Origin of the sequence: Pseudoduganella aquatica, assembly GCF_009857595.1 — a bacterium.
Classification (GTDB): Bacteria; Pseudomonadota; Gammaproteobacteria; order Burkholderiales; family Burkholderiaceae_D; genus Rugamonas; species Rugamonas aquatica_A.
This window is the reverse complement of the sequence record NZ_WWCU01000004.1, coordinates 102,146-122,512: the sequence shown is the minus strand read 5'-3', so window position 1 is coordinate 122,512 and position 20,367 is coordinate 102,146. Positions and strand designations below refer to the sequence as shown.

14 protein-coding genes are annotated in these 20,367 nt (G+C 63.7%); 7 read left to right on the top strand and 7 right to left on the bottom strand.

What is annotated here, in order from left to right; translation table 11 throughout:
• Positions 1-59 precede the first annotated feature (59 nt).
• Positions 60-1,547 carry an MFS transporter gene (locus GTP77_RS05595; protein ID WP_229202093.1) on the top strand — a complete coding sequence of 496 codons (1,488 nt, stop codon included), beginning with the start codon at positions 60-62 and terminating at the stop codon, positions 1,545-1,547.
• A gap of 41 nt (positions 1,548-1,588) precedes the next feature.
• On the top strand, positions 1,589-2,611 hold the full coding sequence (locus tag GTP77_RS05590; protein WP_161071198.1) for a glycoside hydrolase family 43 protein: 1,023 nt from the start codon (positions 1,589-1,591) through the stop codon (positions 2,609-2,611).
• Between the two features lie 137 nt (positions 2,612-2,748).
• Here the strand turns inward: GTP77_RS05590 and GTP77_RS05585 are convergent, their stop codons facing one another.
• The gene (locus GTP77_RS05585; RefSeq protein WP_228896694.1) at positions 2,749-3,564 is read right to left on the bottom strand and encodes a transposase; all 816 of its coding nucleotides are present in this window, start codon (positions 3,562-3,564) and stop codon (positions 2,749-2,751) included.
• Between GTP77_RS05585 and GTP77_RS30545 the strand changes: the two genes are divergently transcribed.
• Positions 3,445-3,768 (top strand): hypothetical protein, encoded by a 324-nt coding sequence (locus tag GTP77_RS30545; protein ID WP_229202106.1) that lies wholly within the window; start codon positions 3,445-3,447, stop codon positions 3,766-3,768. The genes GTP77_RS05585 and GTP77_RS30545 overlap by 120 nt on opposite strands.
• Before the next feature lie 7 nt (positions 3,769-3,775).
• On the opposite strand, the gene GTP77_RS05580 is transcribed toward GTP77_RS30545, so the two are convergent.
• The 3 genes from GTP77_RS05580 to GTP77_RS05570 all read right to left on the bottom strand — a co-directional run bounded on the left by GTP77_RS05580 (position 3,776) and on the right by GTP77_RS05570 (position 11,184).
• Positions 3,776-6,961, bottom strand: coding sequence for a TonB-dependent receptor (locus tag GTP77_RS05580; RefSeq protein ID WP_161071196.1), 3,186 nt, complete (start codon positions 6,959-6,961; stop codon positions 3,776-3,778).
• A 259-nt stretch (positions 6,962-7,220) separates the two neighbouring features.
• Complete coding sequence (gene galB, locus GTP77_RS05575) at positions 7,221-9,932, bottom strand: beta-galactosidase GalB (protein WP_161071195.1); 2,712 nt, start codon at positions 9,930-9,932, stop codon at positions 7,221-7,223.
• A 172-nt stretch (positions 9,933-10,104) separates the two neighbouring features.
• A complete protein-coding gene (locus tag GTP77_RS05570) occupies positions 10,105-11,184 on the bottom strand; it encodes a LacI family DNA-binding transcriptional regulator (RefSeq protein ID WP_161071194.1) in 1,080 nt (359 codons plus the stop codon).
• 97 nt (positions 11,185-11,281) lie between these two features.
• On the opposite strand from GTP77_RS05570, the gene GTP77_RS05565 reads away from it, so the two are divergent.
• On the top strand, positions 11,282-12,406 hold the full coding sequence (locus GTP77_RS05565; RefSeq protein ID WP_161071193.1) for an endo-1,4-beta-xylanase: 1,125 nt from the start codon (positions 11,282-11,284) through the stop codon (positions 12,404-12,406).
• 19 nt (positions 12,407-12,425) lie between these two features.
• Positions 12,426-14,087 carry a glycoside hydrolase family 43 protein gene (locus tag GTP77_RS05560; protein WP_161071192.1) on the top strand — a complete coding sequence of 554 codons (1,662 nt, stop codon included), beginning with the start codon at positions 12,426-12,428 and terminating at the stop codon, positions 14,085-14,087.
• Positions 14,088-14,316: 229 nt separating this feature from the next.
• Here the strand turns inward: GTP77_RS05560 and GTP77_RS05555 are convergent, their stop codons facing one another.
• Together GTP77_RS05555 and GTP77_RS05550 are read right to left on the bottom strand one after the other, a co-directional pair.
• Positions 14,317-16,302, bottom strand: coding sequence for a TonB-dependent receptor (locus tag GTP77_RS05555; protein WP_161071191.1), 1,986 nt, complete (start codon positions 16,300-16,302; stop codon positions 14,317-14,319).
• Positions 16,303-16,380: 78 nt separating this feature from the next.
• The gene (locus GTP77_RS05550) at positions 16,381-16,677 is read right to left on the bottom strand and encodes a hypothetical protein (RefSeq protein WP_161071190.1); all 297 of its coding nucleotides are present in this window, start codon (positions 16,675-16,677) and stop codon (positions 16,381-16,383) included.
• A 233-nt stretch (positions 16,678-16,910) separates the two neighbouring features.
• On the opposite strand from GTP77_RS05550, the gene tolB reads away from it, so the two are divergent.
• Both tolB and GTP77_RS05540 read left to right on the top strand, forming a co-directional pair.
• Positions 16,911-18,176, top strand: a complete 1,266-nt coding sequence (tolB, locus tag GTP77_RS05545) for a Tol-Pal system beta propeller repeat protein TolB (protein WP_161071189.1) — start codon at positions 16,911-16,913, stop codon at positions 18,174-18,176.
• A 103-nt stretch (positions 18,177-18,279) separates the two neighbouring features.
• Positions 18,280-18,450: a DUF3606 domain-containing protein gene (locus GTP77_RS05540; RefSeq protein ID WP_161071188.1), complete on the top strand. Its 171-nt coding sequence runs from the start codon at positions 18,280-18,282 to the stop codon at positions 18,448-18,450.
• Here GTP77_RS05540 and GTP77_RS05535 read toward each other — a convergent pair.
• The gene (locus GTP77_RS05535) at positions 18,434-20,227 is read right to left on the bottom strand and encodes a DUF885 domain-containing protein (RefSeq protein WP_161071187.1); all 1,794 of its coding nucleotides are present in this window, start codon (positions 20,225-20,227) and stop codon (positions 18,434-18,436) included. The genes GTP77_RS05540 and GTP77_RS05535 overlap by 17 nt on opposite strands.
• Positions 20,228-20,367 lie beyond the last annotated feature (140 nt).

The following is a 20,367-nucleotide window of genomic DNA, read 5'->3' as shown; positions in this document are numbered from 1 at the left end:
CGCAAAATGGTTGCGCTATTCATTTCGAATTACGCACTGATAACGATAAATGAGACGACATGACAAGCACCGCAGACAGCTCCGCCGCCAAGCTGGGGACGATGGAGAAAATCGGCTATAGCCTCGGCGACCTCGCCGCCAACCTGATCTTCCAGACCCTGCTGACCTTCATCGCCTTCTTCTACACGGACGTGGCGAAGATAGCGCCCAACGCCGCCGCCACCATTATCTTCGTCGGCGGCCTGGTCGGCGCCTGCTTCAACCCCATCATGGGCCTGATCGCCGACCGCACCGTGACCCGCTGGGGCAAGTTCCGCCCCTGGATACTGTGGACCTCGGTGCCCTTCGGCCTGGTCGCCATCCTCGCCTTCAGCGTCCCCGATCTCGGCCCGCAAGGCAAGTTCATCTACGCCACGCTGACCTATGTGCTGCTGATGCTGATCTACTCGGCCAACAACCTGCCCTACTCCGCCCTGAGCGGCGTGCTCACCGGCAGCATGGAACAGCGCAACAGCCTGTCGGCCTACCGCTTCGTGGCCGTGATGGTGGCGCAGTTCATCATCCAGGTGCTGCTGCTGCCGCTGGTGCTCATCCTCGGCGGCGGCGACAAGGTGCAAGGCTTCCAGAACACCATGATCATCTTCGCCGTGGCCGGCACCATCTGCTTCCTGGTCACCTTCTTCACCACCACCGAGCGCATCGTGCCCACCGCCGAACAGCGCTCCAGCATCAAGCAGGACATCGCCGACCTGCTGGGCAACCGCCCGTGGGTGGTCATGCTGGTGCTCACCATCCTGGTCTTCATCACGCTGGCCCTCAAGGGCGGCATGTACATCTTCTACTTCAAGACCTACCTGAACGAAGCCTCGCTGGCCGCTTTCCTGCAAGACGTGGGCTTCAACAGCTTCATCCACGGCCTCAATTCCGTGCTCACCAGCGTCGGCCTGACCAAGTTCCAATGGCCGGAAGACGCCGCCACCTCCGGCTTCAGCCTGTTCAACGCCGCCGGCATCCTGATGATGATCATCGGCATCGGCTTCTCCAAGCCGCTGGCCGACCGCTACGGCAAGCGCGACGTGTTCGGCGCGGCGCTGCTGGTGTCCACGCTGTTCATGCTGGCCTTCTACTGCTACGCGCCCAGCTCCATCGGCCTGGTGTTCATGTCCCAGACCCTGCACGGCTTCTTCTACGGCATCACCATCCCGCTGCTGTGGGCGATGATCGCCGACGTGGCCGACTACTCCGAATGGAAAAACAACCGCCGCGCCACCGCGCTGCTGTTCTCGGCCATGATCTTCGGCCTGAAAGCCGGCCTGAGCATAGGCGGCGCGCTGGTCGCGGCCCTACTGTCCATGATCGGCTACGACGCCCTGCAAGCGGTGCAAAACGAGAGCGTGGCCCACGGCATCAAGCTGTCGGTCAGCATCTACGCCTCCATCCCCTTCCTGGTGGGCGTGGCCAGCCTGGCGTTCTACGACATCCGCAAGGCGACCGAGCGCACCATCGAACAGGAACTGGGCCTGCGCCGCGCCGCCGCGCAGCGCTAATGCAAGCAAAAATATCAACTTAGAACCGGGTAACAAGCACCATGCCAGAACAAGAACTGACGCAGGACGACCTGCAGCAAATGAAAGCGCGCGCCATCTCGCAGCCGCTGGTCAGCCACATCTACACGGCCGACCCGTCGGCCCACGTCTTCAACGGCCGCATCTACATCTACCCCTCGCACGACATTGAAGCGGGCATCGCCTTCAACGACAACGGCGACCACTTCGCCATGGAAGACTACCGCGTGCTGTCGATGGACGCGCCGGGCGCCGAGACGGTGGACCACGGCGTGGCCCTGCACGTGAACGATGTGCCCTGGGCGGAGCGCCAGATGTGGGCGCCGGACGCCGCCTTCAAGGACGGCAAATACTACCTCTACTTCCCGGCCAAGAAAGCGGACGGCATCTTCCAGATCGGCGTGGCGGTGGGCGACGATCCGGCCGGCCCCTTCGTACCGGAAGCGGCGCCTATCGAAGGCAGCTACTCGATCGACCCGGCCGTGTTTGAAGACGGCGGCGAGCACTATATGTACTTCGGCGGCATCTGGGGCGGGCAGCTGCAGAAATACCGCGACAACGTGTATGGCGCCGGAAACGAAGAACCCGCCGACGATGAGCCCGCGCTGCAAGCGCGCGTAGCCCGCCTGGGCGGCGACATGAAGCAGTTCGCCGAAGCGCCGCGCGCCGTCGTCATCCTCGACGAAAACGGCAAAGAGCTGCTGGCGGGCGACCACGGCCGCCGCTACTTCGAAGGCCCGTGGATGCACAAATACCAGGGCAAATACTACTTCTCCTACTCCACCGGCGACACGCACTACCTGTGCTACGCCACCGGCGACAGCCCCTACGGTCCGTTCACTTATAAAGGCCGCATTCTCAGCCCGGTGATCGGCTGGACCACCCACCACTCGATCTGCGAAGTCGAAGGCCGCTGGTATTTGTTCTACCACGACAGCAGCCTGTCGGACGGCGTGACCCATTTGCGTTCGGTCAAGATGACTGAGCTGCACTACGACGCCAACGGCAACATCCTCCCCATCTCTCCCTACGGCGACGCCGCATAAACGCGGCCCAACGTGGTTTCAGCCCAGCCGGCCCGCGCCCGCTGGGTTTTTTTTCACCCTGGGTCAGGTCCGGCATCGGTCACTGCCGGGGTCAGTTCTATCATCACGTCATTTCATACATGGGGTCAGTTCTCGCATCACGTCATATTGTCCCTGCGCTCGAAATGTTGTACTGCCCGGCTTACCGTGCTCAAGGAGACGTTGAAGAACGCAGCAATTTGCGCCATCGTAAAGACAGTGGAGAAATAGGCCCTAGCCATCGCCTCGTCGCGGTCCGGGTATTTTTGCTGGTACTCGGCCAAGGTGAGCGCAGCAGTCCGCCGCTGGGCCTTGCACACGTCGCGCAGGGGGAGCTCGCCAGCCACGGCGCGATGCCGCTCCACAAATTCAGCATCGCCCAGTATCAATTGATGGCTCACATGTAGAAGCGGACTGCTCAGGCCGATGCCCTGCATCACGAATCGGATGTAGGCCTGCACGGCCTTGGCGCGCGTCGAGCTGAACTGCGAGAGCATCCAGTCCGTCTCCAGCCATTCAGGCGCTTCGTTAATCCCCAACATATAGCAGTAGCTGCTCCAAGCCCACTCGCCTGGCGCCCGGATCATGCCCGCGCGTAGCGGATTCAATACCTGGTAGCGCGCAACTTCAAGCAAATAGTTCTCCTTCTGCACCAGGATGGCGTGATAGCGGCCTTGGAAGAGATGCCCCACCAGTTGGTGCCGGCGATTGAAGTGCTGAGCGTAAAGCCCATTCACCTGCCGCATTCCCTGTGACAAGTTCGCTTCGACGGTTTCCACCAGCAAGTGGTAGTGGTTACCCATCTGGCAAAAGGCATGAACGACGAAGTTGAAGCGATTGCACACACGCGCCATGATATCGAGCCAGGCAAGGCGGTCCTGGTCATCAAGGAAGACGAGATCGCTGCGGTCACCACGTGCTGTGACGTGATACAGCGCGCCGGGAAATTCAAGTCGAAGTGGGCGTGTCATGCGCCTACGTTACAGCAGCGCAACGATCACATCTTGATCTGCCTCAGCTACGGTTCAGCTCGTGACGCGATGGTGGATCTGACCCCGGACGTGAAATGGCGTGATGCGAGAACTGACCCCGCAATGGGAAAAACCCGGCAGGGTGAGCTGCCGGGCTGGGGGGACTAGCTTGCGCTTAGAACGAGGTGCGCAGGGACACGGTGTAGCTCGCGCCCGGCTTGTACTCGTCGAAGATGGCGTTGCTGAACTGGGTGTAGGTCTGGCTGATCGCCTTGTTGGCGTTCCAGACGCTGAACGTCAGGTCGGTGTTGTAGCGGAAGTTGAACATCTGCTTCAGGTTCACGCCGGCCGAGGCGTCCACTTGGGCGCGTTCGGTGGTGTAGGCGTAGGCGCCGCCCGGCACGTTCAGGCCCGTGCTGGTGTTGACCACGTGGCTGGCCGTGTACTGGCGCGAGACACGGAAGTTCAGGCCGCCACGCTCGTAGTAGAAGGTCAGGTTGTTGGTGCGCGGCGGCACGCCGGCCACCGGCGGCGCGTTCAGCGCGGAGTCGGTCTGCTTGGCGTACGTAAAGTTGGCCGTCAGCCCAAAACCTTTCACCGGCAGCATGTCCAGCGGCTGTTGCCAGGTCAGCTCGACGCCGCGCACTTTCAGCTTGGTGTCGATGTTGTATGGCTCGGTGATTTCGACCAGGTGCTTGTCGCGGCCGCCGCTGGCGGTCACCGACTGCTGCTGGGCGTCCGTCAGGCCGATGGTGCCGAACATCTGGTCCAGCTGCGCCAGCGAGTAGGTGGTGATGCGCTGGCCCGGACGGCTGATGATGTCCTTGGCGAAGCCGCTGGCAGAAATATAGGATTCGCGGGTCATGTAGTACTCGAGACCGATGTCCAGGTTCTGCGCTTCAAACGGTTTCAGCTTCGGATTGGTTACGCTGCCCTGGCGCGCGCCCTGGTCGCCCAGCGTGAGCTGGGTCTGGCGCAGGTCGGCCGGGTTGGCGCGCGTCAGCGACTTGGAGCCGGAGGCGCGCAAGATCAGCTTGGGCGTGATGTTGTAGGCCAGCGTGGCCGACGGCAGCGCGTTGCCGTACTTGGTGGACTCGTAGGCCCACACGCCGATGTTGTCGTACAGGCCGCCGTTCTGCAGGGTGGCGTTGCGCGGGTCGGCGCCGACCGTCAGCGCGCCGATGGTCTGCTTGGTTTCGGCATAGCGCACGCCGGCGTTGTAGCGCAGCAAGCCGCCAAACAGCTCGGTGCGGCCGGTCGATTCCACATAGGCTGCGTTCACGACTTCGCGGATGTAGCCGCCGCTGCCGTTCTGGAAGCCTTTGTAGATGTTGTCGCGGAAGTACTGGTAGTCCGTCGCGGCGGCGAATTTCGGCCAGTCCACCGTGATGAAGCCGTTGCCCGATGGCTTGGCGTAGCTGGTGACGGCGGAATTCGGCACCACCGAGCCCAGGTAGGTCAGCGGCGCGGCGCCCACGGTGGAGCCGGTGCCGTAGCCTGGATAGGCGGTCTTCACGTCGGCCACGGCGCCCGGCGTGCTGCGGCCGTCGCAGCCCGGGGTGCGGATCTGCGTGTTGGGCTGGAAGAAGCGGTAGCTCATGTTGTTGCCGCAAGCGACATTCATCCACGCGTCGGCCACCGAGTAGCTGCGGTAGCGGCGCTCGATGTCGTCCCAGGAACCGCCGACCTTGACGCTGAAGGCGGTGTCGCCCCAGTTGACGTTCAGGCGCGAGCCCTTGGTCTTGTTGTTGCGCTCGTACAGGTCCATGCGCAGGCCGGACAGGCCCTGGCCTGCCTGGTTCCAGCCGAAGTTTTTCGGATCGTTGATGTCCAGGTTGCCGGTGTAGATAGGCGCGCGGCCCGGCACCGTGTTGTCGTAGTTGATGACCGAGTTCGGCGACGTGGTGGCCAGCAGCACCGTCGGCATGTCGCGCGAGAAGGTGCTGTTGGTGGAGTTGAAGTGCGCGTCTATGGTCCATTTGTCCGACGGACGGAATTCGAAGCCGGGGTTGAAGCTGCGGAAGTTGGTCTTCTCTTCCATCGGCCGGAATTCCAGCGACCAGAAGGTGTTGGCGAAGGTGGCTTTGGTGATGGTGCAGCCTATGGTGCAGTCGGTGTGGTCGAACTCCATGCCGACCGGGATCACGGTGTTGGCGCGGGTGCCGGCGTTCATCGCCTCGTAGACCATGCTGTTCTTTTTCTGGGCCAGCACGGTGTCCAGGTAGACGTCCCACATGTCGTTCGGCTGCCATTGCAGGCTGATGACTTCGCCGGCGCGCTTGCGCTCGCCTTCGTAGACCAGGTGGCGGCCCAGGCGGCCGAACAGGCCGTTGTCGATCTGCTGGATGGTGGCGCCGGGATTGAGCGCCAGCAGCATGGCGCGGTCGATCGGCTTGCCTGCCACCAGGACGGAACTGGCGTAGGACGGCAAAGAGCCGTACGCCAGGCCGGACGGCACATTGTCCGGCGTGGACTGGTTGCCGCCGCCGGTGCTGTTAGGCTTGTCGGCTGCGGTGGCCTGGTTGGCTTTCAGCTGGAAGTTGCGCATGTCCACGGTCTGGAAGCCGTCGGTCTTGTATTTGGTGTCGCCCCAGGCCACACCGACCAGCGCGCCGATCTTGCCGAAGGTGCTGTCGTTCCAGGTGTTGCTGATCAGCGCGGAGCCGGTGCTGCCGGTCTTGCTGTTCTGTTCGCGGTAGTTGCCGCTCAGGGTGAAGGCGCTGCGGAAGCCGGACTTGTCGAACGGGCGCACGCTGCGCATGTTGACGGTGCCGGCAATGCCGCCTTCGATCAGGCTGGCCTGCTGGCTCTTGTAGACGCTGGCGCTGCGGAACAGTTCGGACGGCAGGAAGTCCATGTCCACTTCGCGGTTGGCGCTGATGGAGCCGCCCCAGCTGCCGGCCGAGGCCGACGCCATCGGCGCGCCGTTCAGCAGCACGCGCGTGAAGGCCGCGCCCATGCCGCGGATGGAGATGTTCAGGCCTTCGCCGTCGATCTCGGCGCGGCGCACGGTCACGCCCGGCACACGGGCCAGCGCGTCGGCGATGTTAGGGTCGGGGAATTTGCCCATGTCCTCGGAGAACACGGTGTCGCTCAGGCCGATGGCGTCGCGTTTTTCCATCGCGGACAGGCCGAGCGAACTGCGGAAGCCGCTCACTGTGACCACGGCCTTGTCGGCGGGCGATTTGGCGACGGCGGCGGTGTCCTTGCTGTCGGCCGCCGCGGTGGCCGCTGCCGGCGGCGCCACCGGCTCGGTTTGCTGCGCGTAGGCGGTGGAAATCAAGCCCGCGAGCATGGTCATGACAAAGACCTCTCCTCCCGAGCCCAGACGCCGGACGGCGCCCCCCAGATGCTTGTTCATACTGTCTCCTCTATTTATGGCCTCTAGTGCCTTGGTTGTCTGCGCCGCAAAGCGCATCAATCTTCTTATGTCAGGAAAAGCAAATTGTTGGTTGCGCAAACCATGCTTGCGCTGTGAGTTGTTTTTACCCTCCCCGGTTAGAATCAGATGGTAGCGACATTGAAATGAATAGCGCTACCATTTCATTGTGACCTTTTAAGCAATGCTGAGTCAACAACCATCGTGTCCATGCGTTGTTACATGGACACGGATAGTGAACTCAGCGCTTGCCGGTGTGTGACACTGGCTGCGCCTGCAGCGTGACGGAGGCGCTTTGCAGCGCCGGCGATTCGGCGCGCACGGTGATGGCGCCGCCCTGCCCCGGCTTGGCGCGCACGATGACCAGGCACAGGCCGTTGAACGCAGGCCGCTCGGCCGAGGGGAAAGGCACGAAGCTGGTCGGGTCGCCGTTGTCGGTCGCCACGATCTCGCCCGGGCCTTCGATGCTGAACTTGACGGCGTTGTTCGCCGTCGGCACGGTGCTGCCGTCCTTGTCCGCCACGCGCAAGGTGATGAAGGACAGGTCCAGGCCGTCCGCCGCAATCTGCTTGCGGTCCGGCGACACATCCAGCTTGGCGGCCGCGCCCACGGTGCGCACGGTGGAAGTTGCCCACTCCTTGCCCTGCTTGTAGGCCACCACTTTCACTTCGCCCGGCTCATACGTCACCAGGTCCCAGCGCAGGCGGTACTCGAACTCGGTGCGCTTCTTGCGGCCCTGGCTTTTGCCGTTGACGAACAGCTCGGCCTCGTCGCCCGAGGTGAACACGTGCACCGGCGTGACCTTGCCTTCCCGTCCGGGCCAGGTCCAGTGCGGCAGGATGTGGGCCAGCGGCAGTTCCGGACGCCAGCGCGCCTGGTACAGGTAGTAGCGGTCCTTCTTGAAGCCGGCCAGGTCTATCATGCCGGAGTAGGAACTGCGCGAGGAGTAGAACGGCGTGGGCTCGCCCAGGTAGTCCCAGCCGGACCAGACGAATTCGCCCGCCACGTAGGGATACTGGTCCTGCGCCGCCCAGGAGCGGTCCGCCGAAGTGCCGAAGTCCGCCGCGTACAGCTCGTAGGCGCTGACCTGGTGCGTGGTCCAGTCGCCGCCCGCGTCCGGGCGCACCGGGGACGTGAGCGCGCCGGTGACCGGGAACTGGTACTCGCCCCGGCTGCTCAAGGCGGAGGCGCTCTCGCTGCTGAAGATCACCTTGTCCGGGAAGCGCGCGCGGAACTCGGGGAAGCGGCCGGGATTGGTGCGGATGCCCGCGCCCTGGTAGTTCACGCTGATCATGTCCACCGTGGTGGGCAGCGGCATGTCGGCGCGCGCGTAGTTCATGGCCGTCATGGTGGGACGGCTGGCGTCTTCCTCGCGCACGATGGCGGTGAGCCTGCTGCCGATGACCGCGCCGGCCTCGCCCGAATACTGCTCGCCCACTTCATTCCCTATGCTCCAGATCACCACCGATGGGTGGTTGCGGTCGCGGCGCAGCATGGAGCGCAGGTCCTGCTCGTGCCAGTCGGGGAAGATCAGGTGGGTGTCCAGCGCGGTCTTCTTGCGCTCCCACACGTCGAAGATCTCGTTGATGACGACGATGCCCATGCGGTCGGTCAGTTCCAGCAGCTCGGGCGCGGGCGGGTTGTGGCTCATGCGCAGCGCATTGGTGCCCATCTCGATCAGGATCTCGAGCTGGCGTTCGGCGGCGCGCACATTGAAGGCGGCGCCCAGCGCGCCCAGGTCGTGGTGGTTGTTCACGCCCTTGAAGGCGATATGCTCGCCGTTGACGAACATGCCCTTGTCCGGGTCCATGCGCACGTCGCGCAGGCCGAACTTGGTCTCGTAGCTGTCCACCACCGCGCCGTCGCGCTTGACCGTGGTCACGGCCACGTAGCGGTTGGGCCGCTGCGTGGGCGGTGGTCCCCACAGGCGGGGATTGGCGATCGTGACGGAACCGGCGCTCTTGCCGCTGGCGTGCGGCGCCAGATCGATGCGCTGCGGCGCGATGGACGCCACCACGCCGCCGGTGCGCGCGCCCTTCTCGTCCAGGTTGTAGATGGCGGTCGCCACTTCCACGCTGGCTGCGGCGGCCGAATCGTTATCCAGCGCCACTTCCAGCGCCACATCGGCCGAGGCCTTGCCCACATTGGCAGTCTTCACATGCGTGCCCCACTGGCCCACGTGGCCCGGGTTGGTCTTGGTCAGCCACACATTGCGGTAGATGCCGCCGCCCGGATACCAGCGCGACGATTCCGGCGGGTTGTCCAGGCGGATCGCCAGCGTGTTGGCGCCGCCGGGCACCACGTAGGGCGTGAGATCCACGCGCCAGGAGTTGTAGCCGTATGGCCAGCCGCCCACCAGTTTCCCGTTCAGCCAGACCGACGCGTAAGACATGGCGCCTTCAACGTCCAGGAAGATGGAGCGGCCCTTGTCGGACGCGGGAATGGCGAGCTGCTTGCGGTACCAGCCTATGCCCCAGCTGGGCAGACGGCCCACGCCGCCGTATGGCCCCTGCTCCAGGAACGGCCCGGCGATGGCCCAGTCGTGCGGCAGGTTGACGCGCTTCCAGGCGCTGTCGTCGTAGCCCGCCTTCAGGTAGGCCACGTCCAGCCTGGGTTCCTGCGCGGGGCGTTGGTAGCGGCGCGCGGGGTCGCGGATAAAGGCATTGCCGCTCGGGAGTATCCAGGGTTTGAGCACCGGCGTCTGCGCGGCGCCGGCTTTGATGGCGGCATCCGGCATGGCGTCCGCCGCCTTGCCGTCTTCGCTGGTTTTCACTTCGGGGCGGACGTCGTAGCGCAGCGAGTCGGACGTGCCGGCCGGGTCGCCCATCTGGAAGCGCCAGTCGGCGTTGATCAGCACGCGCTCGCGCTGCGGGGCGGCGGTGGCGGCCATGGCAAAGAAGCCGGCGCATAGCATCAGCCGGGCCAGTATGTTTCGGTTGGATAGTGGGTTCATTTTTCTTCAGGCAGTCCGGATAAAAAAATCGCCGGGGCCATGACTGGCAACCCGGCGAAAAGACCTTATGAGTTACGCGACCACCCAAGAAATCTGGGAATAACAGGAAATAGATAGCGCAACCATTTCAGTCTATTCCTTTGCAAGGGAGCTTGTCAAGACGGCTGGCCGATTAATACGACAACAGCGTGGGCGCATAGGCGCGCGCAGGCGGCCGCACACGCGGCGGCGCGTCGGACTGGCGGCGCACCAGCGTGAAATCGACGGACAGCTGCTCCGCCGGGCACGGTGTATGGTTGCGCATGGCCTGCACCTGCCGAACCAGGCAGCGCACGGCCGCTTCCGCCATGGCCGCCGTGGGCTGGCGCACCGTGGTCAGCGCGGGCCAGATGGTGACGGCCAGCGCGGTATCGTCGAAGCCGGCCACGGTCAGGTCGCCCGGCACGTCCAGGCGCTGCTGGTGCGCCACCGCCACGGCGGCCGCCGCCATGTCGTCATTGCTGGCGAAAATGGCGGTCGGCCTGTCGCCCAGGGCCAGTAGCCGCTCCGCCGCGTCCAGGCCGGAGCGGTAGTTGAACAGGCCGGGCACCACCAGTTCCGGATCCAGCTGGCCGCCGAAGTCGCGCAGCGCGGCCTGGTAGCCGGCCAGCCGCAGCGCGCTGCAGGACTGGGCCGGATTACCCATCACGAAGCCGATGCGCGCATGCCCCAGCTCGATCAGGTGGCGCGTCATCTGGTAGGCGGCGGCATGCTCGTCGATGCCGATGGCGCTGGCGCGGGGATCGGGCTGCCCGCAGGCCACCACCACCAGCGGCACGCCGGACTCGGCCAGCAACTCGACGATGTCGGCCCGGTCGCACAGCGGCGGCGGCAATATCATGCCGTCCAGATTGCTGTCGGTGAAGCGCTGCGCCTGCTCCAGGGCCTGTGCGCCCTCCTCGCACGCTTCCACAAACAGCTGCACATTATTCAGGCTGGCCTGGCTGAGCAAGCCAAGCAGGAATTCCGCCAGGTAGGCGCCGCTCGGTTTGCTGTAGAGGAAACCGACGCGTATGGGCTTTTGCCCAGCGATACTGCGCGCCTCGGGATTGGGGGCGTAGCTGAGCGCGGCGGCGGCGGCGGCGACTTTCTTGCGCGTGCTGCCGCGCACCGTGTCCTTGCCGTTCATGACACGCGACACCGTCATCGGCGACACGCCGGCCAGTTTGGCCACATCCATCATGTTGGGGATGCGTTTGCTTTCCGAGTCCATTCGGCAAATCTTTATGAAAAAAATTGATATAACATCATAATCCGAAATAAAATGAATTGCGCTATCATTGCGTATAAAAAATCCAACAAGGAGACATATGACTACCCGACGCAGCACCCTCCACATGCTCGGCGCCGCAGCCGGCGCCCTTCTACTGCCGCCCACAGCGCTTGCGGCGCCCGCTGCCGCCGGTCCCGAACCGCTGAAAGACATCGCCGCAAGGAAAGGCATGCGCTTCGGGAATGCGCTTGGCAAGGTCGGCGGGCCGGCCTACCGCGAACTGATGGCGCGCGAGTGCAATTTGATTGTCGCCGAAAACGAGACCAAATGGCCAGCCTTGCAGCCGCGCCCCGGTCCGCACCAGTTTGGGGTTCCGGACGAGATGTTCGCCTGGGCGAAAAAGGAAGGCATGGCGCTGCGCGGCCACACGCTGATCTGGCAGTCGCCGAAATGGCTGCCGGCCTGGGTCAACGCCTACGACTTCGGCGCGCAGCCCAAGCAGGCCGCCGAGCGCCTGCTGGCGGAACATATCAAGGCCGTGTGCGGCCACTTCGGCAAGGACATCATCAGCTACGACGTGGTGAACGAGGCGGTCAACCCCGCCGACGGTGCGCTGATCGAAAACGTGTTCAGCCAGCGCCTGGGCGCAGTCGGCGAGATCGACCTGGCCTTCCGCCTGGCGCACGAGCACGCGCCACACGCGCAGCTGGTCTACAACGACTATATGGGCCCAGGCGCGGGCAGCGCCAAGCACCGCGCGGGCGTGCTCAAGCTGTTGCAGGACTTGCGCGCGCGCGACACGCCGGTGCACGCGCTCGGCCTGCAAAGCCATATCGGCGACGCGCTGCCGCCTGCGAACACCGCCGCCGGCAGCGAATGGCGCAAGTTCCTCGATGAAGTGACCGGCATGGGCTACGACCTGCTGATTACGGAGTTCGACGTGAACGACCGCAAGCTGCCTGTCGATTTCGCCCAGCGCGACGCAGGCGTGGCCGCGCTGGCGCGCGACTACCTGGACCTGACGCTGAGCTATCCGCGCTGCCGCGACTTCCTGCTGTGGGGCATGGCGGACCACGTGAACTGGCTGCAGACCTGGAAGGAAGCCGCGCGCCCGGACGGCAAGGCCCAGCGCCCCGCCCCGTTCGACGACCAGCTGCGCGCCAAGCCGCTGCGCGACGCCATCGCCAAGGCCATGCAGGACATGCCGCAGCGCGCCGCCTGAAACCACTTGGACATCAACCATGCGACTTAAAAACATACAGCTCTACACAGCGCTCGCCTGCGCGCTGATCGCCACCGCAGCCCAGGCCAGCGACGCTCGCTTCGAGCGCTTCAGCTACGAGGGCCGCACGCAGGAGATAGCGCAGCCGGCCGCCGGCGAATTCCGCAACCCCATCCTGTCGGGCTACTATCCGGACCCGTCCATCACCCGCGTGGGCGAGGACTACTACCTGATCAACTCATCGTTCACGCACTACCCCGGCCTGCCGGTGTTCCACTCGCGCGACCTGGTGAGCTGGAAGCAGATCGGCAACGCCATCGACCGCCCCGGCCAATTCAACTTCCAGGGCCTGCGCTCCTCGCGGGGCATCTTCGCGCCGGACATCTCCTACAGCAACGGCGTGTTCTACATCGTCACCACCTGCGTTGATTGCGGCGGCAACGTGGTGATGACCGCGTCCAATCCTGCCGGCCCGTGGTCCGATCCCAAGCCGGTGAAATTCGGCGGCATCGACCCGTCCATCTTCTGGGACACCGACGGTAAAGCCTATATGGTGAACAACGGCGATCCGATTGAAAAGCCGCGCTACGACGGCCACCGCGCCATCTGGGTGCAGGAGTTCGATCCCAAGACCCTGTCCATGGTCGGCGAACGCACGCTGATCGTGAACGGCGGCGTGGACATCAGCGCCAAGCCTATCTGGATCGAAGGGCCGCATTTGCTCAAGCGCGGCGAATACTACTACCTGATCGCGGCCGAAGGCGGCACCGGCGACCAGCACTCCGAAGTGGTATTCCGTTCGTCCAGCGTGCGCGGACCGTTCACGCCTTACGAGCACAATCCCATCCTGAGCCAGCGCTCGCTGGACGGCAAGCGCGCCAACCCGGTGACCTCGGCAGGCCACGCCAAGTTTGTGCAGACGCAGAACGGCGACTGGTGGGCCACCTTCCTGGCCACGCGCCCTTACGACGGGGACTTGTACAACATCGGCCGCGAAACCTTTTTGCTGCCGGTGACGTGGAAAGACGGCTGGCCCATGGTGCTGGAAGCGGGCAAGCGCATTCCCTTCACCGCGCCCAAGCCCAAGCTGCCGGAGCAGCCGCGCCCTGAGCTGCCCATGTCCGGCGACATCGCCTACACGGACGAGTTCACCGGCGCCGCCCTGTCAACGCAATGGATAGGCGTGCGCACGCCCGCCGCGCCATTCTACAAGCTGGAGCAAGGCGCGCTGGCGCTGACGGCCGGCGGCCAGCTGGGCGACCTGAAAAGCACGCCGTCCTTTATCGGCCGGCGCCAGCAGCACCATATCGCCAAGGTCTCGACCACGCTGAGCTTCCAGCCGCAGCGGGACGGCGACCGTGCCGGCCTGGTGGCCTACCAGAGCGACGAGTCATATCTGTTCTATGGGATCAGCCGCATCGCGGGCAAGAATGTGCTGGCCCTGTACACGCGTGCCAAGGCCAGTGAGGATGTGCTGGTCGCCAGCGCTCCGTTTGAAGGCGACAGCGTCGCGCTGTCCGTGCAGGCGGACGGCGGCAAGATGGCGTTCAGCTACACCGCAGGCGGCAAGACCGAAACGCTGGCGGACAAGGTGGACACCACCTTCCTGTCCACCCGCAAGGCAGGCGGTTTTGTAGGCACCATCATCGGCCCCTACACCTGGCGCGCGAAGGCAAATTGAGATTGGGGCATGCTAGAATGGCCTCTTGAAAAAGAAGCTGTTCCGCATGCCCCCTCTCCCCATGATCTGGGCCACTTACTGGTCCGCCGCCTTGCTGCTGCTGGTGTTCCTTGCTTTTGGATGGTGGTGCTACCGCGCGCACCGCAAAGGCGGCGGCGCGAAGAAACCGCCGCGCTCAGGCTCCTACACCAAGCGCAGGCCGAGGCGCAGGCGCGCCCCCAAACCCTAGTTAGAACTTGGCGCGCACGCCCAGCACGAAATTGCGGCCAGGCAGAGGCGCGATATCCTTCAGCACCGACGTCGACATGCGGATGTCTTCGTTCAGCAGATTCTTCGCCAGCACAAACCACGTCAGATCCTGGCTGCCCAGGCGCTGCGTGTAGGAGAAGTTGGCGTTCAGCTGGTTGTAGGAACCGGTCGGCGTGGTCTCGAAGGATGCGAGACGATCCTGGCCATTCGCGTGCACCAGCGACAGTCCGCCGCGCAATGCGCCTTCGCGGTAGCCCACGCTGGCGCCAACGCGCGTTGCAGGCTGCAGCGGCAGGCTGCCCGCGCCATCCAGTTTGCCTTTGGACGTGTCCGCAAAAAAACGGCCGGACCAGCCGCTGCCCTGCGCGTTGTAGGTGATCTCCGCTTCCGCACCCTTGATGGTGGCCTTGGCCTGCTCGAAGATGCGCTCGCGCAGTTCGTCGCCCGGGTTGCCTTCCTCATCCAGCAGCCTGCCGGTGATATGGCCGTAGATGAAATCGCGCACCTTGTTGCGGTAGGCATTGGCCTTCCAGCGCACCAGGCCCGTGTTCTTCTCCAGGCTCAGCTCCACATTGCGCGAAGCCTCTTTCTTGAAGTCCGGGTTGCCCACGTCGAAGGTCACCGTAGCGTCGTGCGGGCCGCCGGAGTACAGCTCCTCCGTTGCCGGCGCGCGCTCGGAATACGAGAAGGTGGCGCCCGCGCCATAGCCCGGCGTGAAGGTCCACAGCGCGCCCAGCGAACCGGAGTTCAGATTGAAGGAGCGGTCCTGGCCGGTGACCGGCTTGCGCTTGACGGACTCCACGCGCCCGCCCGCGCTGAGCAGCACGGCGCCGACTTTCGCCTCTTCCACCAGGAAGCCCGCCGTGGAAGTGGAATGCGTGACAGGCACGGTGTCGGCCGCACCGTCCGGGCTGAGCGCGGAAAAGTGCGTGTTCTCGGTCTGGAAGCCGAAGGTGCCGTGCATGCCGGCGATAGGCTCGTGCGCCAGTTCGGCGCGCGTTTCCAGCGAACGGTTATTGAAGATCACGACCGGCGCATTGCTCTCGTCCAGTTCCGCGTGTTCGTAGGTGGTGTAGCCGGCCTTGAACTTGAAGGTCTCGAAGCCGCTGAACGGCTTGTGCACCAGGCTGTCCACGTCGTAGCGGGTTTGCTTCTGGTCGATCTTCGAGCCTTCCGCGCTCGGGATGCCGTACATGTTGTCCAGGTGGGATACGGACGCGCCGACAAAGCCCCAGTCGGCAATATAGGAAGTGCCCGCGCCGACATTGCGTTCGCGCGTAGCCGAATGCGCCAGGCGGCCGGAGCCCGAGGCCGGGTCGTTGGCGATGCGGGTTTCCGGAATCTTGTAGTCGTCCGCGTTGCGCAGGTTGCCGTCCACGTGCAGCGCGAACTGGCCCGCTGCGCCGTCGACGGTGCCGGACAGGTTCTTGCCGCTATCGACCGAGCTGTAGCGCGCCTCGATCTGGCCGGTGAGCTGCTTTTCCAGCGCGGTGGGAATGCGTTCGTTGACCACGTTGACCAGGCCGCCAATGGCGCCGGAGCCGTACAGCAGCGCCGCAGGGCCGCGCAGGATCTCGATCTGGCGCGCCACCGCGCCTTCGGCCGCCACCGCGTGGTCGTTGGACAGGCCGGACACGTCCGACACGGCCATGCCGTTCTCCAGCATCTTCACGCGGGCGCCTTCCATGCCGCGGATGATGGGACGCGAGGCGCCGGCGCCGAAAGCGGACGCGGACACGCCCAATTCCTGCGACAGCGTATCGCCCAGCGAGCTGCCCATCTTGTCGCGCAGTTCGTCGCCGGCCAGCACTTTGGCGGGCGTGAGGATCTGGTCGCCCTCGGCGGTTTTAAACGGATTGGCGGTGACCACGACCTTGGGAACGACAGGGTCGCTGGTCTGGGCGGAAGCAATGGACGAAATGGTGGACAGGACCGCCGTGGCGATCAGGGTACGGGTGAACATCATGAGAACCTCAAACAAGAATTGACGTAAAGCGGCCGCGCGCCTTCCCGGCGCGCATAGCCTTGCTAAGTGCGATTTCTGTCAGAGGACCGGGGGAGCCCGGGATTGGAATACGACGGTGGCGAAGCGCTCGCGCGCCTGCACGAACAGCAGCGCAGGCAACAGCGGCTTGCTCGTCTGCGGCTCGAAGCGCAGCAGCGAGCCGTTGATGGCGAAGGCCAGCTCGGCAGCGGCCACGCACTGCAGGCAGATGTGGTCGACCACCGGGCTGTCGGACGTGGCGCCCGAAGCGGTGAGCAACTCCCCTGCGATGGTTTTTTGCGCCGGCGTCCAGTGCGTATAGCCGTGCGACATCGCCACCTGTTGCGACATCAGCAACAGATAAGCTATCAGCAGGGGCACTATGCGGCGTAACACGTCGGTCAATTCGCTGGGATGGAAAACGCGTATTCTAACCGCGATTTTCCATTCTTCCTATTCCCCCCTTCATTTCTTGCCAGGCAAGCCCGCCTGGCCTGCAAGCTCATTTTTTTGATTATTCATCTGACATTCTATTGCGTCGCTATTTCAATGCTAATATTTTCTCCTTTGCAACTGCCTTGGCGCCGCTAATGAGAAAACTGCTTACGCTTTACACCAGCTTGCTTATCGCCGCCACTGTGGGAAACGCGCAAGCTCAAGTGCGGATTGAGATTTCCGGCGTTGGCAGCCATCAGATCCCCGTCGCCGTTGCCACCTTCGCCAACGAAGGCGTATCGCCTCAAAAGGTTTCCGAAATTATCAAGGCCGACCTGGAACGTAGCGGCGCCTTCAAAATTATCGATGCCAACACGGTCAGTGACGTTAATAATATCGACTACAGCGGCTGGAAAGCCAAGGGGGCTAACGCGCTGGTGGTGGGCACCATCGATGCGCTGGCCAACGGCCGCTACGACGTGCGCTACAGGCTATTCGACACCATCAAGCAAGAGAAGATGTCCAATCTGGATAAGTCGGTCACCGCCCAATTTACTCGCCTGTCGGCCCACCTGATCGCCGATGACGTGTTCCTGAAGCTGACCGGCATACGCGGCATATTCTCCACCCGTATCTCCTACGTGAAGGAGGAAGGCGGCCAGTATCTGCTGATGGTGGCGGACGCCGATGGAGAGAATGAACAGTTGGCGCTGCGTTCGAACGAATCCATCATCTCGCCATCTTGGTCGCCGGACGGCACGAAGCTGGCCTATGTGTCATTTGAACAAAATAAGCCAGTGGTCTATGTGCAGAATCTAATCACCCGTGCCCGCACCGTGGTGGCTAACGAAAAAGGTAACAACTCGGCGCCCGCTTGGGCACCAAGCGGCAACAAGCTGGCGGTAGCACTGTCGAAAGACGGCCACACGCAGATTTACACCGTGAACGCCGATGGCAGCGGACTGCGCCGCATTTCAAACAGTGCCGATATCGACACGGAACCCCAATGGTCCGCTGACGGTCAAAGCATCTACTTCACCAGCAACCGCAGCAACAGTGCGCAAATCTACCGCATGAACCCGGACGGCGGCGAGGCCAAGCGCGTGACTTTCAGCAGCGGCGAAAAGACCAGCCCACGCATTTCGGCGGACGGCAAAACACTGGCTTATATTTCTCATCGTGACGGCAACTACCAACTGTTCACGCTGGACCTTGCCAGCAGCCAGGAGCAGCGCCTGTCCGACGCCACCGACGATGAATCACCCAGTTTTGCCGCTAACGGCAAATATATCCTGTACGCCACCCGCGCCGGCGACCGCAAATCGCTGGCCGTGGTCTCGGTTGACGGGCTTGTAAAACAACGCTTGACCACCAAGGCCGGCGACATCAAGGAACCCGCCTGGGGTCCTTACATGCAATAGCCTTCACCGATGGCGTTGAATGTGCGTTACCGCACAGAAGTGAGTTTGGCGTAGCGATACAGTGATGCCCCTGAAATATGGAGCATCACACATGGCGGAAAATTTGGTAGATCTGTTTCAGCGGGACCGCTCGCACATTCACGTGGACAAGGAATGGGAAGTGGCCTACTGGAGCAAGAAGCTCGGCATACCGAGGGAAACCCTCGTTGAGATCGTCAACGAGGTTGGTCCGGTAGTGGAAAACGTGGTGCGGAAGATTAAGAGCCTGCACTAGCCTTCTGGCGCGCCAGCCAGCGGTCCACGGCCGCTTCCAGCACGCTGAGCGGCACCGAGCCGTGCGACAGCACTTCGTCGTGGAAGGCGCGCAGGTCGAACCTGGCGCCCAGCTGCTTCTCGGCGCGGGCGCGCAGTTCGCGCAGTTTCAGTTCGCCGATCTTGTAGCTCAGCGCCTGGCCCGGCGCGGCGATGTAGCGCTCCACTTCCTGCACCGCCACCACTTCGTTCTGCGGCACGTTGTCGACGAAGTAGGCAATGGCCTGCTCGCGCGTCCAGCCCTTGGAATGGATGCCGGTATCAACCACCAGCCGCACCGCGCGCCAGATCTCGGCCGACAGGCGGCCGCACCACTGCCACGGATCGTCGTACAAGCCCATCTCCTGGCCCAGCATTTCGCTGTACAGGCCCCAGCCTTCGCTGAAGGCGCCGGTGCCTTCGTTGCGGCGGAAGGCCGGGAAGCCGGTCTGCTCCTTCGCCAGGCTGATCTCGAAGTGGTGGCCGGGAATGGCTTCATGCAGGAAGAAGGCCACCGTGGTGAAGCGGGTGCGGGTCTCCGGCTTGTAGGCGTTGTAGTAGAAGATGCCGGGACGCGAACCGTCCGGCAGGCCGGCGAAGTACTGCGCCGGCGCGGCGCTCACTTCGCGGAACGATTCCACCGGGCGCACTTCGAACGGGGTCTTTGGGATTTTGCCGAAGAACTGCGGCGTCTTCGCCTCCACGCGCGGGCGCAGGCCTTCGTAGGCGGCCTGGATCTGCTCGCGGGTGCTGAAACGCTGTTCCGGCGCGGTGTTCAGGTGCACGAAGAACTCTTTCAGCGTGCCTTTGAAGCCCACGCGTTCCTTGGCCTGCTCGAACAGCGCGCGGATGCGGGTCACTTCGTTCAGGCCGATGGTGTGGATCTCGTCCGCCGTCAGCGAGGTGGTGGTGGAGTTGCGCACCTTGGAGTCGTACCACGCCTTCCCTTCCGGCAACGCGCCCAGGCCCACGGTTTCGCGGCTGGCTGGCAGATAGCTGTCGCGCATGAAGGCCAGCAGGCGCTGGTAGGCCGGGGCGATCTGCTCGCCCACCAGTTTGGCGTAGGCGGCGGTCAGGCGGGCCTTGTCGGCCTCGCTGAAGTCCTGCGGGAACTGGCGCACCGGCGCCATGTAGACGCTCTTGGCCAGGTCGGCCGTGCCCAGGTTCTCCAGCTGCGGCAGGATCTGCTTGGTGACGATCTTGGGCTGGACCACGCCGCGCGCGATACCGGCGCGCATGTCGGCGATCATGGCGTCCGCCGCCGGGGCGAAGGCGGCGGCGCGCGCCAGCCAGTTGTCATAGTCCTTCACCGTGGCGAAAGGCTGCGCCAGCTTGCCGGAGCCCAGCTGCGCGAACAGCAGATGCAGGCTGAAGGTCTGGTTGATGGGGATGAGCTGCGATGGGAAGCGCATGTCGTCCAGCGACTGCTGCAGCTTGTAGCGCAGCAGATCGTAGCTGATGCGGTCCTCGGCGCCCAGCTTGGCGGGGTCGTATTCGGCGGTGCGGGCCAGGTATTTGTCCGCCAGGCGCTTGCGCTCGGCCAGCGCTTCCTGCGAGGTGACCGGGCCGAAACGGTCGTTGAAGCGGTTGTCGCCGTTGAAGGTGGCGCTGATCGGGTTCGCTTTCGAATACTCCTCCCAGTACTCGGCGTAGATCTGGTTCATTTTCTCCGGCGTGGCGGGCGTGGCGGCATGCACCAGCGTGGGCGCAAAGGCGAGCAGTCCGGCGCTGAACAGGAGACTGGAGAGCGAAATTTTCATGAGCGGTAGCGGTGAGAGTGGCTGAACTGCATATATTTGCATAGAACCATCATTGTGGAAACGAGAAAACATCCTGCGAAATTCTTGTTGACTTCGTTTTTCTTTGCTTTAAGATTCACTGCAACGTTACAGTAAAACGA